The sequence below is a fragment of the Pseudaeromonas sp. HNCC25DJ182 genome (assembly GCF_055413365.1).
Genome location: NZ_JBVAYG010000022.1, coordinates 20,797 through 33,729, shown reverse-complemented (window position 1 = coordinate 33,729; position 12,933 = coordinate 20,797). Strand labels below are relative to the sequence as shown.

Annotated in this window: 14 protein-coding genes; 4 read left to right on the top strand and 10 right to left on the bottom strand. The window is 56.4% G+C overall.

All coding sequences use genetic code 11. The annotated features are described in order from the left end of the window. Positions 1–119: 119 nt before the first annotated feature. A complete protein-coding gene (gene ubiA / locus ACZYUB_RS15480) occupies positions 120–992 on the bottom strand; it encodes a 4-hydroxybenzoate octaprenyltransferase (RefSeq protein WP_463949149.1) in 873 nt (290 codons plus the stop codon). Positions 993–994: 2 nt separating this feature from the next. Further along, the gene (locus ACZYUB_RS15475) at positions 995–1,552 is read right to left on the bottom strand and encodes a chorismate--pyruvate lyase family protein (protein WP_463949148.1); all 558 of its coding nucleotides are present in this window, start codon (positions 1,550–1,552) and stop codon (positions 995–997) included. 65 nt (positions 1,553–1,617) lie between these two features. Here ACZYUB_RS15475 and ACZYUB_RS15470 point away from each other — a divergent pair, with 65 nt between their 5' ends. Next, entirely contained in the window at positions 1,618–2,127 is a 510-nt protein-coding gene (locus ACZYUB_RS15470) for a flagellar basal body-associated FliL family protein (RefSeq protein WP_463949147.1), read from the top strand. A gap of 5 nt (positions 2,128–2,132) precedes the next feature. Here the strand turns inward: ACZYUB_RS15470 and glpG are convergent, their stop codons facing one another. The 7 genes from glpG to ACZYUB_RS15435 form a co-directional block, all read right to left on the bottom strand. Continuing rightward, positions 2,133–2,975 carry a rhomboid family intramembrane serine protease GlpG gene (glpG, locus tag ACZYUB_RS15465; RefSeq protein ID WP_463949146.1) on the bottom strand — a complete coding sequence of 281 codons (843 nt, stop codon included), beginning with the start codon at positions 2,973–2,975 and terminating at the stop codon, positions 2,133–2,135. Next, positions 2,972–3,316, bottom strand: a complete 345-nt coding sequence (glpE, locus tag ACZYUB_RS15460) for a thiosulfate sulfurtransferase GlpE (protein WP_463949145.1) — start codon at positions 3,314–3,316, stop codon at positions 2,972–2,974. Before glpE ends, glpG begins: the two co-directional genes overlap by 4 nt. Positions 3,317–3,448: 132 nt before the next feature. Beyond that, positions 3,449–4,150, bottom strand: a complete 702-nt coding sequence (locus tag ACZYUB_RS15455) for an ABC transporter ATP-binding protein (protein ID WP_463949144.1) — start codon at positions 4,148–4,150, stop codon at positions 3,449–3,451. Between the two features lie 8 nt (positions 4,151–4,158). Then, positions 4,159–4,923, bottom strand: a complete 765-nt coding sequence (livG, locus tag ACZYUB_RS15450) for a high-affinity branched-chain amino acid ABC transporter ATP-binding protein LivG (RefSeq protein WP_463949143.1) — start codon at positions 4,921–4,923, stop codon at positions 4,159–4,161. Beyond that, positions 4,920–6,170, bottom strand: a complete 1,251-nt coding sequence (locus ACZYUB_RS15445) for a high-affinity branched-chain amino acid ABC transporter permease LivM (RefSeq protein WP_463949142.1) — start codon at positions 6,168–6,170, stop codon at positions 4,920–4,922. The genes livG and ACZYUB_RS15445 overlap by 4 nt, the downstream gene beginning before the upstream one ends. Then, entirely contained in the window at positions 6,170–7,093 is a 924-nt protein-coding gene (gene livH / locus ACZYUB_RS15440; RefSeq protein WP_463949141.1) for a high-affinity branched-chain amino acid ABC transporter permease LivH, read from the bottom strand. The genes ACZYUB_RS15445 and livH overlap by 1 nt, the downstream gene beginning before the upstream one ends. A gap of 107 nt (positions 7,094–7,200) precedes the next feature. Further along, a complete protein-coding gene (locus ACZYUB_RS15435; protein ID WP_463949140.1) occupies positions 7,201–8,319 on the bottom strand; it encodes a branched-chain amino acid ABC transporter substrate-binding protein in 1,119 nt (372 codons plus the stop codon). A gap of 440 nt (positions 8,320–8,759) precedes the next feature. Here ACZYUB_RS15435 and ACZYUB_RS15430 point away from each other — a divergent pair, with 440 nt between their 5' ends. After that, a complete protein-coding gene (locus ACZYUB_RS15430; RefSeq protein WP_463949139.1) occupies positions 8,760–9,770 on the top strand; it encodes a substrate-binding domain-containing protein in 1,011 nt (336 codons plus the stop codon). Positions 9,771–9,867: 97 nt separating this feature from the next. Here ACZYUB_RS15430 and ACZYUB_RS15425 read toward each other — a convergent pair whose 3' ends face one another. Beyond that, positions 9,868–10,536, bottom strand: a complete 669-nt coding sequence (locus tag ACZYUB_RS15425) for a TetR/AcrR family transcriptional regulator (protein ID WP_463949138.1) — start codon at positions 10,534–10,536, stop codon at positions 9,868–9,870. 289 nt (positions 10,537–10,825) lie between these two features. Between ACZYUB_RS15425 and rfaD the strand changes: the two genes are divergently transcribed. After that, on the top strand, positions 10,826–11,782 hold the full coding sequence (rfaD, locus tag ACZYUB_RS15420) for an ADP-glyceromanno-heptose 6-epimerase (protein ID WP_463949137.1): 957 nt from the start codon (positions 10,826–10,828) through the stop codon (positions 11,780–11,782). A 94-nt stretch (positions 11,783–11,876) separates the two neighbouring features. Next, positions 11,877–12,926, top strand: coding sequence for a polysaccharide pyruvyl transferase family protein (locus tag ACZYUB_RS15415; protein ID WP_463949136.1), 1,050 nt, complete (start codon positions 11,877–11,879; stop codon positions 12,924–12,926). The last annotated feature ends 7 nt before the right edge of the window (positions 12,927–12,933 follow it).

Genomic DNA, 12,933 nt, shown 5'->3' with positions numbered 1-12,933 from the left:
ATCCCTCTGCTTCTGGTGTTCGAGTGAGACTATCCACTAATCCATGAACGACACGTGACGACATTGAGCCGACATCCTTATGACACACCAATAAAATCAATGCGTTATAAATTAATTTATTATCCCGCCAACAGCCCGGACAGGAATATGCCCAAGAAAATCACGGCACCCACCCAGTTATTAGCCAGGAAGGCATGGAAGCAAGCCTCCCGATCCCGATGCCGGGCCAACCAGCCCTGTTGCACAAACAGGCCGGCAGCCACCAGCAAGCTGCCGTAGAAAGGCCATTGCAGAGCCTGCAACCAGCCAACCAACAGCAGCAACAGCAAGGTGACGAGCTGCAACAGGGCGATGATCGGCAGATCATAGCGGCCAAACAGGATCGCCGTCGATTTGACGCCGATGCGCACATCATCATCCCGATCCACCATGGCGTAGTAGGTGTCATAGGCCACGGTCCAGGTCGCATTGGCCATGAAAAGCAACCAGGTGCTCCAGGCCAAGTCAGCGGTGACCGCCGCCCAGGCCATGGGAATGGACCAGGAGAAGGCTAAACCCAACACCAGTTGCGGCAGATGCGTCACCCGCTTCATAAAGGGATAGAGCACCGCCAGCACCAGCCCCACCAATGACAGGGCTATGGTAAATCGGTTGAGGGTCAATACCAGCAGAAACGACAAGCCCACCAGGGCGGCAAAGAACAGCAGCGCCTGACGCGTCGTCAAGCGCCCGGCGGGCAATGGCCGCAGGGCCGTCCGTTTGACATGGCCGTCGACGTGGCGATCGGCATAATCATTGATGACACAACCGGCAGAGCGCATCAGGAAGACGCCAAGCGTAAAGACCAGCAGAGCCCACCAATCCGGTTGCCCGGCCGACGCCAGCCACAGCGCCCACAGGGTCGGCCAGAGCAGCAAGAGCGTGCCAATCGGTTTGTCCATCCGGGCCAGTTGCCAATAGGCGGCCCAGGGGGTCCGCGTCACCAACTGCATGGTTATTCCTTCTCCTCGCCACCCGCATACAGGGGCGCGTCCGGTAAAAATACTTCGGTGATCGTACAGTCGCCACCGGATAATAGCAGGCGCGAACGACGCGCCCACAGCACCCCAGGTGCTGGTAATTGCCATGCGGCCAGTACCTGACGCAGAGCCGGATCGGCCACCAGATCGGCCCAGACCAACCCTTCTCGTGTCGCACCCGCCACCCCGAACAACCAGTCGCCCAACGGCTGCTCACCTTGGGTGGCCAACTGCGGATAACACGCCAGGGTACTCAACGGCGCCTGGGTCAAGCCCCAGACCCAGGGGCGACCCGATTTCAGCAGCAACACCTGTCGTTGCCAGAGCCCGGGTTCGGCATCCGTTACACCTTGCTGCAGGCAGATCACCGACAAGTCACCGGCCTCGGCTCGCAGCCGTCGGGTCAGCGAACCCTGCTCGGCCAACCAGCCCAGAACCGCTTGAGGTACCACAGCCGGATCCAGAGGCAACCAGTCAATCCGCGACAGGGGCGCGACCGCGCACCAATCAGACTCAGGGAATACAGCTTGCAAAGACACACCCATCAAAGAAACAACACAAAATCGCCATCCCGCACCCATAGTAAAGAGGAGAACTCTTGACGGCCAAGCATGCACCGCCAAGAATGGGCGCCATCGCCCTTTTTATCGACCGACCGGAAGCCGACCTCATGCGCAAGACACTGCCTCTCCTCCTGCTGATGCTCGCCACCTGCTTGGCTCCACTGACCACGTTTGCCCAAGAAGGCGGCGGAGAGGGCGAAGGAGAAGGCGCCGCACAACCGGCCGGGATTGGCTACTACACCCTGGATCCGGAATTCATCACCAACTTCATCACCACAGGGCCGACGCTCGGTTACGTGCGGGTGAAGGTCGATATCATGGTCGACAACGCCGCCGATATCGAACTGCTGAAGAAGCACGACCCCTTGCTACGAGACGCCATCAACACCCTGCTGGGCTCCCAGACTCTGGATGATGTGAAGTCCCAGGAAGGACGGGAAAAAACCCGTCTCGCCTGCAAGGCCAAGGTCGAAGAGCTACTGACCAAGGAGGAGGGTCGCAAGGTAATCCGTGACCTGCTGTTTACCAACTTCTTGTATCAATAAGCCACTCAGGATACAGACGTGGTCGGTTTACGACCGTCCAGCCAGCCGTGCAGCAGGCCAATGGCCAAACCGCTGAGAAGGGCAGCATTCGCCAGATTGTTGCCCAACAGGCCACTAAAGCCGATGGCTAGCCAGACCACCATGAAGATGAAGATACCATCTTGTAGCTTGACCTCGCCGTCAGGCTTCATGCGACCGACGATCCAGCAATAACCCACCAGGGTATTCACCACCGCCGACAGACCACCAAAATCCGGTCCGGAGAGCAGAAACTCCAATAAATTGGGGATCACAGCTCCCACCAGCAGCAGGGTCAGCAGCTTACTGCTCCCCAGTTGCCGCTCCACCAATCCAGCCAGATACCACCACCACATCAGATTGAAGATCAGATGCAGGGCCGAAAAATGCAAAAACGCCGGAGTTACAAAGCGCCAGATCTGCCAGCCGCTCAATTGGGAGACATCCTGATGGAAACTCAGGCTGGCATAGAGATTCAGGCCAATCAGTTGCAGGACATACAGGCAGGTACACACCGCCATCACCAGCAAGGTCACAGGGCCTGCCTGCATCAAGAAATGTGCGGTCAGACTGTGGTGCCCGGCGCTGTAATCGATACGACTATTCGGCGTACCGCTCTGCCAGGAGGCTTCGGCATAGCGTGGATGGTAGGGCTCTTTGAGGAAGCGTTTGACCTCGGGTTCAGCCTCGCCGCTGCGACTCTCGTCCGCCAGCCAGACGGTAATACCAACCTCGGACTGAGTGAGCTCGCAATGCATGCCCCGACTGGAAAGATAGTCGGCCAGGCTTTGTGCCAGCCGCGCATCATTGATCACCAGCAATTGTTTCATGACACCCGACCCTGCCCATCAGCAGCGGAGGTTTCCACCGGAAACGCCAGGCGCCAGCCTTCAAAGCCACCATCCACGCTGTAGACCTCGGTAAAGCCCTGGTTGACCAGGTATTGGGCTGCTCCCTGGCTACTATGGCCGTGGTAGCACATCACCAGCACTGGGGTCTCAAAGTCGGTCTGTTGCATGAAGGGGACGAGCGTGTCGTTGGTCAGGTGAAAGGCTCCGGGCGCATGGGCGCTACGGAAACTGGCCGGATCGCGAATGTCCACCAGCCGCGCCGCGCCAGCCTGCAGCAGAGTATCGGCGGCGGCCAGGGAAATATGTTGGAACTCGGACATGGGCTACTCCTGTCAAAATCAGCGCCCAGTTTACCCGATTGTTAAAAAAAAGGATCACCCGACTCACATCGGATGATCCCTCGTTCTACTACAGGGTTCGTTTCTAGCTGCCGCAATCAGCAGTCGCGGGTATCACCCCCCCAGATAAGCCTGACGTACCGCCGGATCGGCCAGCAATTCGGCACCCGTGCCAGCCAGTACCACTCGGCCCGTTTCCAGCACATAGCCCCGATCCGCCAGCTTCAGCGCCTGGTTGGCATTCTGCTCCACCAGGAAGATGGTCATGCCCCGATCCCGCAGCCGTTCGATGATCTCGAAGATCTGCTGGATGATGATGGGGGCCAGCCCGAGCGAGGGCTCATCCAGCAACAACAGGCGCGGTTTGCTCATCAACGCACGGCCAATGGCCAGCATCTGCTGCTCGCCGCCGGACATGGTGCCCGCCCGCTGATGCACCCGCTCCTTGAGACGCGGAAACAGCTCGTAGACTTCGGCCAGCAAGCTCTCCTGCTCCGCCTTGTCGACGAAGAAAGCACCCATGTAGAGGTTTTCTTCGACCGTCAGGCGACTGAAGATACGGCGCCCTTCCGGCACTATGGCGATGTCACCGCGCATGATCTTGGCGGTATGCCACTGGGTAATGTCCTGCCCTTCAAACAGCACTTGCCCGGATTGCGGCTTCGGATCGCCACACAGCGTCATCAGCAGGGTGGTTTTTCCTGCCCCGTTGGCACCGATCAGGGTGACGATCTCACCCTTGTTGATGTGCAAGCTGACATCGTGCAGCGCCTGGATCTTGCCGTAATAGGTGGAAACGTTCTTGAATTCCAGCATCTGATACCTCAAAACTCGCCCAGATAGGCCTTGATCACGGCCGGATTGTTCTTCACCTGTTCCGGCTTGCCTTCGGCCAGCGGACATCCCTGGTTGACCACATAGATCTGGTCAGAAATTTCCATCACCAGCTTCATATCATGCTCGATCAGCAACACGGACACACCGAACTCATCACGCAGCAGGCGGATGAGATCATCCAGGTCGTGGGTCTCCTTCGGGTTCAAACCCGCCGCTGGCTCATCCAGCATCAGCAACTTGGGCTGGGTGCACATGCAACGGGCAATCTCCAGCCGACGTTGCTGACCATAAGCCAAGCCCGTAGCCGGGCGATTGGCCATCTCGGTCAAGCCCACCTTGTCCAACCAGAACAGCGCCCGATCCAGAGCCTCCTTTTCCGAACGCCGGAAGGCCGGAGTCTTGATGATGCCCTGTAACAGACCACCATGCATGTGACGATGCTGGGCCACCAGCAGGTTTTCCAGCGCGGTCATCTCTTTGAACAGACGCACGTGCTGGAATGTACGTACCACCCCTTTACGGGCAATCAGGTGCCCCGGTAATCCCTGGATCTCTTCACCGGCATAACGGATGATGCCGCCGCTGGGACGATAGAAGCCGGTCAGGCAGTTGAAGACCGTGGTCTTGCCAGCTCCGTTGGGCCCTATGATGGAGACGATCTGTTTCTCTTCCACCTGCAGGGCTACCTTGTTCACGGCCACCAGACCACCAAAGCGCATGGTCAGGTCCGAAACCTCCAACATCTTGCTCATTTCGGCACCTCCATGTGTTGACGGGTCATCGGCAGCAGACCTTGCGGCCGCCACAGCATCATCACCACCATCAACAGACCAAACATCACCATCCGGTATTCATTGAACTCGCGCGCCATTTCCGGCAGCAGGGTCATGACAATAGCCGCCAGCACTATACCCAACTGGGATCCCATACCCCCCAACACCACTATGGCCAGGATGATGGCCGACTCGATGAAGTTGAACGATTCCGGACTGATAAAGCCCTGCCGGGCGGCGAAGAAGCTACCGGCGAAGCCGGCAAAAGCGGCACCGATGGCAAAGGCACTGAGCTTGATCACGGTCGGATTCAGCCCCAGGGAACGGCAGGCAATTTCATCTTCCCGCAACGCTTCCCACGCCCGTCCCAGCGGCATACGCAGCAGGCGGTTGATGACAAACAGGGTAAACAGCACCAGCAAGACGGCCATCAGATAGAGGAAAATGACCTTATGGTCCGCCACATATTTGATGCCGAAGAATTGGTGGAAGGTTTGCCCACCCGCCTCTTCTGCCTTGCGCGCAAACTCCAGGCCGAACAAGGTCGGCTTGGGGATACCGGAGATACCGTTCGGCCCACCGGTAATGAAGTTAAGGTTATTCAGCAGGATACGGATCACTTCACCAAAGCCTAAGGTGACGATGGCCAGATAATCCCCCCGCAGACGCAGCACCGGAAAGCCGAGCAGGAAGCCGAATCCCGCGGCCAGCAGTCCGGCCAGTGGCAAGGCTTCCCAGAAGCTGAAACCGAAGTATTGGTTCAGCAGGGCATAGCTGTAGGCACCCACGGCATAGAAGCCGACATAGCCCAGATCCAGCAAACCTGCCAGACCCACCTGCACGTTGAGCCCCAGACCCAGCATCACATAGATCAGGGTCAGCGTCGCCAAGTCGACTACGCTCCGGCTGGCGACAAACGGCAAAACGATCAGAGCACCCAGGATCAGCAAAGAGCCCAAACGGTACAGACCCGGTTTGTCATTTTTGCTCGGCAGTACCAGCTTGGGTGTCCGCGCGCCCACCTGACCAAAAACCCCCAGGATCCGCTCACGGAACAGCTGGAAGAAGAACACGATGGCCACACCGATGAACAAGGCCGGGCCATTGGTACCCATCTGGCTGACCACCGTCAGGCCGACACCCTCGGCCTGCAGCTGGAAGCCGAACAGCCAGAGAGTCAGCAACAGCGTCATCACGCTGGCAATACAGGCATGTTTAAAATGCATCACACCTTCTCCACTTCAGGACGGCCAAGAATACCGGTCGGCATAAACAGCAAGATCGCCAGCAACAGGGCAAACGCCACCACATCCTTGTATTCGGAACTCAGATAACCGGAGGTCAATGCTTCGGTGACCCCCAGGATCAAACCACCGAGCATAGCGCCGGGAATAGAGCCGATACCGCCAAGCACGGCGGCGGTGAAGGCCTTGAGGCCCGCCATGAAGCCGATGGACGGATTGATGACGCCGTAGTACATCCCCAGCAAGACCCCGGCAATCGAAGCCAGTGCCGCACCGATGACGAAAGTCAGGGCAATCACATTATTGGTGTTGATCCCCAGCAGGTTGGCCATCTTGATATCTTCAGCACAGGCACGACAGGCGCGGCCCATACGGGAACGGGCGATAAACTGGGTCAGGCCGTACATGGTGACAAAGGTCACCACGAAGATGATGATCTGCATCCAGGAGAGACTGGCGGCAAAATTCTCGGGCCCGAATTCGAAGCCGCCGGTGACCAGCGCCGGCATCGCAATGTCCCGCGAGCCTTGGGCGAAACGCACCACGTTCTGCAAAAAAATCGACATACCGATCGCGGAGATCAGCGGGATCAGCCGGTTGCTGCCCCGCAAGGGCCGATAGGCCACCCGCTCTATGGTCCAGCCATAGCAGCTGGTAATAATGATCGAGATAGCGAAGGCGCTGCCCATCAGCAGCACTGTGCTGTCGATCCCCATCATCATCAGAGCCGCAATCACCATAAAAGCAACATAGGACCCCAACATATAGATTTCGCCATGGGCAAAGTTAATCATGCCGATGATGCCGTAGACCATGGTGTAGCCAATGGCGATCAACGCATAGGTACTGCCAATGGTCAGGCCATTGAGCAGTTGCTGGATAAAGTAAAAAAATTGTTCCGACATAGGAGAAATTCCCTGTGCACCCGACATTGTGATGACAGTCGTCCCGCCAGGCGGGACGATAAATGAAGGGGCGGCTCAGGCCGCCCCTCGGGTTGCAAAGCTGAAGCTTACTTCAACGTGGTAGAAGAACCGTCCTGGTGCCAACCGAAGACACCGAACTCGAAGCCTTTCAGATCACCCTTAGCGTCCCATTGCAGATCGCCCATCACGGTCGGAATGGTGCCAGCCTTCAGGGCCTTCGCCACATCGGCAGGCTCTTCACCGGCTTGCTTGATACCGGCAACAACGCTCTGGATCGCAGCATAAGTGGTCCAGATGAACGGGCCGGACGGATCTTGCTTATTGGCCTTCAGCGCTTCAACCAGCGCCGCATTCGCCGCTTCCTGATCGTAACGCTTCGGCAGCGTCACCAGCAGACCTTCGGAGGCCGGACCGGCAATCGCGGAGATATCCTTGTTACCCACGCCTTCCGGACCCATGAACTTGGCCTTCAGACCCTTTTCGGCGGCCTGACGCAGGATCAGACCCAGCTCCGGGTGATAACCACCGTAATAAACGAAGTCGACATTGTCTTTCTTCAGCTTGGCGATTTGCGCAGAGAAATCCTTGTCACCCGCAGTGATCCCTTCAAAGGAAACCACATTCACACCGGCCTTTTTCAACTCATCCCGTACGCTGGTGGCAATGCCTTCGCCATATTGCTTCTTGTCATGGATAACGGCGACTGTCTTCGGCTTGACCTGATCAATGATGTAACGGGCAGCGGTCGGGCCCTGATCGCTATCCAGGCCGATGGTACGCATGGTCAGCTCATAACCACGGTCACTGACTTTCGGGCTGGTGGAAGCCGGGGTGATCATCAGAATGCCTTCATCTTCATAGACATCGGATGCTGCCAGGGTGCTGTCAGAGCAGAGGTGACCGATGACGAACTTGACGCCATCGTTAACAATCTTGTTGGCCACCGCAACGGCTTGCTTGGGATCGCAGGCATCGTCATACAGCACGGCTTCGAGCTTCTTGCCGTTTACGCCACCGGCCTTGTTGATCTCTTCAACAGCCAGCTTGCCACCGGCAAACTCCATGTCCCCATATTGGGCAACCGGGCCAGTTTGGGGGCCAGCAATGGCGATCTTGATGGTATCGTCCGCCATGGCTTGAGAAGCCACACCAAACAAGCCAACTGCGATGGCCGCAGTCAGCGCGCCTTTAGTCCATTTACTCATATCTTGTCTTCCCTCTATTTTTTTGTTGGTTATGCGCCGGGCGCATTTTTGGCACAGTCTGCTGGGGTACAGCGACTCGTTCCGAGTTTTCTATCATTGCGCCGAATCACACACAAGAGAGAAAGACGAAAATATTCTTCCGTCAAGCAGACAATTATCATTGAAACAATACCAACAAAACCAACATTAATAGTTTTATAAACCAAACAATTGGTTTTTTCGCCATATTATTCTGAAACAATCGAAAACAAAGCTAGCATATTACGCTTTTATGAATGACGGATTTTTACCCGCATCCGGTTGGTGCAATATCCGCCCGAATGACACCATCTTCGGGGTTTATGCCTACTATTGAGGGATAAAGGAAGCATGAGAAATATCTCTCAATCTTCCGGCACAAAATCTGCTAATGTTCGCTGCCTTTTTTCAGGAGACGCAAGATGGCCACAATCAAAGATGTCGCCGCTCGGGCTGGAGTATCGATCTCCACCGTATCCCACGTTCTCAACCATACGCGGCGCGTCAGCGAGGATGCCACCCGCCATGTGCTTGAAGCCGTGGCTGCGCTCAACTATGCCCCGAATTCCGTGGCTCGTAGTCTGAAAGTGAATCATACCCGGACGATCGGCCTGCTGGTCACAGCCAGCGCCAACCCCTTCTTCGCCGAAGTGGTCAAAGGGGTCGAAGACTACTGCTTCACTCAGGGCTACAGCCTGATCCTCTGCAATACCGAAAACCAACTGGAGCGTCAGCGTCATTATTTACGCATGCTGATGGAAAAGCGGGTCGATGGCCTGCTGGTGATCTGCACCGACATTGATGCCGAAATTCAGGCGCTGCTGCGCAGCTACCAGAGCGTACCGCAAGTGGTGATGGATTGGGGTGGCCAATGCGATTTTGCCAACGTCATCAACGACAACGTGCGTATCGGCGCCTATCTGGCCGGGCAGTATCTGGTGAGTCAGGGCCATCGCGAGCTGGTATGCATCACCGGACAATTAAGTAAGCAAACCACCCAGCAGCGGCTGGATGGGGTGCGCGATGCGCTAGCGGAAGCCGGTTTGACCCTGGCCGAGGAGAATATTCTCGAAGGGGATTACGAGATGCAGAGTGGTTTCGATGCCATGCAGGAGTTGCTGGCGCGGCCGGAGAAACCGACGGCTGTGTTCGCCTTTGACGATCCCATGGCAATCGGGGCTATCTGCGCCGCAACCCAGGCCGGATTCCGGGTACCGGAAGATATCTCGATTGTCGGCTACGACGATGTAGAAATGGCCCGCTTCTCCAGCCCACCGCTCACCACCATCCGTCATCCGAAGGCAGAGCTGGGCCAGTTGGCCGTCGAACTACTGGTCAGCCGGGTTCGCAACAAGGAGCTGACCGTCGAAGCGCTGAATGTGCAGCCGGAGCTGGTGATTCGCAACTCAGTGGCGCCCCCCCGCCCACGTTGAGCCCGAGTCCCGCGCCCCAGGATCCCCAAGCACCCGGGATCCCCAAGCAAAAGGGGGCGAGTCACGGCTCGCCCCCTTTATGTTTACGGGGTGGAGGTTAGACCACAGCTCCATCATGTTCCGCCTGCTTGGCGCGAAAATAAGCCTCGACACCGGCAAGCTCGCCCTGGTACTCGGCGGCGATATAGGGCCGGAACAGAAACAACACCTTGGGGATCACACCAAATACGGTGCTCTTGCTTACCGCCACTCCTGGGCTGAGCGTCCGCTGGTAGGCCACCCAGAAGATCAATAGCTGCTTCATGATATGCAGCAGGTTATTCAACTCTTCCTGGCTGACATGCAGGACGCCGGTACTGCGCAACCCTTCCAGATGGCGCTGCATCAGACCGTACACAGGCTCCTGGATCTTGCGATACCAGGTACTCAGCGCTTCGTTACGCGCCAGTATGTCCGGCAGGTTGTCATAGGCAAAGCGGAAGCGCCAAATCACATACAAGACGCGCTCCAGATACAGCTGACTGGTCTGCAAGCTTCCCAGATGTTCCGGCGGCATATCGACATCCAGAGAGAATAAGGTGGCCAGCTCCCGAGCATAAAGTTCGAAAATCGCCTGGATGATGTCTTCCTTATTCCGGAAATGATAATAGAGGTTACCCGGGCTCATACCGAGATGAGCGGCAATATGGTTGGTGGTGACATTCTGCTCACCCTGGGCATTGAACAGCTCAATCGCCGCAAAAATTATTTTGTCTTTGGTCTTCATGGTAACCCTTTAAATATGAGTAACTACTCTATAGGGCATAGCACATCAATGGGCCATTTGCCGGATAGGTTACCCACGTCTCGTTATAATTTGTTATTTAACCCCAACTTGCATGTGGCAATCGCCACTGCCGCTCATCTTATCACCATGTGGCGACACAACATCTCCGACCAAGAGCCATAGCGTGACCCGACGCAAAAGCTGACCAAGGCTTCGCCGTTTATACCGGGCGTGATAAACTCGGGCATCCGGGTTCTTTCTCTTTCGGCTCCTTGCGAGGCAACAGCTTATGATTATCGTCACTGGTGGCGCTGGCTTTATCGGCAGTAATCTCATCAAACTTCTCAATCAGGCCGGTCACACCAATATTGTCGCTGTCGACGATCTGACCGATGGCACCAAGTTCGCCAACCTGGTCGATCTGGATATCGCCGACTATCTCGACAAGGATGATTTTCTCGCCCGCGTCGTTGCTGGCGACCCCTTTGAAGAGTGGGACGAAATCGAGGCGATCTTCCATCAAGGAGCCTGCTCGGCCACCACCGAGTGGAATGGCAAGTTCGTGATGGAGGTCAATTACGATTACTCCAAGGCCCTGCTGCACTTCTGCATCGCGCGCGGCATTCCGTTTATCTACGCCTCCTCTGCTGCGACCTATGGTGGCCGTAACGACAATTTCATCGAAGACCGTCGCTTCGAGCAACCGCTGAACGTCTACGGCTACTCCAAGTTCCTGTTTGACGAATATGTCCGTCGCCTGCTGCCGACCACCAACAGCCAGATCGTCGGCCTCAAGTACTTCAACGTCTATGGCCCCCGCGAACAGCACAAGGGCAGTATGGCCAGTGTGGCCTTCCACCTGAACAACCAGATGAAGGCCGGACAGAATCCAAAACTGTTTGAGGGCTGTGACGGTTTTGGCAACGGCGGTCAGACCCGTGATTTCGTCTACGTCGAAGATGTCTGCAAGGTCAATATCTGGTTCTGGAAGAACGCAGGCAAGTCCGGCATCTATAACTGCGGAACCGGGCGCGCCGAACCCTTCCTGAATGTCGCCGAAGCCGTGGTCAAGCATCATGGTCGTGGCCAGGTCGAGTTCATTCCGTTCCCGGATCACCTCAAAGGCCGCTATCAGAGTTACACCCAGGCGGATCTGACCAAACTCAGAGCCACCGGCTGCGATGTCCAGTTCCGCTCCGTCGCCGAAGGCGTGGCTGAATATATGGAATGGCTGAATAAGGCCTAACACGCGAGCTCTGTCGGTATCCTGCCTCACTCAGGATACCGACCCTCTTTATCCTATAGTCCCACTGACTGACCAACTTGATGAGATTGATCCTATGAACATCGTTTTTTCTACTACCCGTCAATGGAATCCTGGTGATGAATTCATTCTGATGGGTTGCATGAATCTGCTGCGCAAACAGCTGGGTGATTTCAATCCCATCATTTACAACCGGAATCCGCAGATACGTCGGGCCCGTCGCCACGATTTCGTCAAGAAGATCGACAACCTGCTCGGCCGCGACTTCATGGAAAAATTCCTCGATAACTCGGTGAAAGATCGCCTGCCAATGGATTACGCCGATCTGGTGGTTTTCGCGGGCTCTCCGGAATGGCGCGGGCTGCGGATGAACAAACTGTATCGCTCCATTCTTGAATACCAACTGCCAACCCTGTTTCTTGGTCTGGGTACCAGCGGTCGCTTTACATTTGACGAGAGCCATTTTACGGCCGATGAAATGGCCGTCTTCCGTGCCGCCAAGCTCATCACCTGCCGCGATGAAGACACGCGATTGAGCCTGCAACCACTGCCTGTTCACCAGATCCCTTGTCCTGCGCTGTTCTCCAGTCGCGAGCAGCGTCAAGTGAAGGAAGTGAAACGGATCGGCCTGATCTATGGCACCAAGTCAGCGGTTTCTTGCAACAATGTCTCGGCAACCACCCATGACTATCTGATGAAGATCTATAACCACATACTGCAGCAGTATGGTGATCGTTATGAGGTTGAATTTGTGGCTCACTACATTGATGAGTTGACACCATTCAAACAGGACTTCCCGGGGCAGACTCTGCGCTACTCCTTTGATTCCCGTGATTATCTGGATATCTTCGGCCGTTACGATCTGGTCATCGGTCACCGGGTGCACGGCATCGGCATGAGCGCCTCACAAGGTACGCCAGGTATCATGATCGCTCACGATCCCCGGGCCTCCACGGTCAAGGGGTTCCGTGCCGCCATGGTGCCGGTTGGCGAAGAGCTCGCGCATCTGGATCAGCTAATCCATGAGCGCCTGGAGAACATTGCCGAGTTCAGTCAGCAATTACTCGATCACAAGGCCGCGACGGAAGCGGTATACCTTGAACGATTCGCCGCAGCCGGTCTGTAGTTCTGTC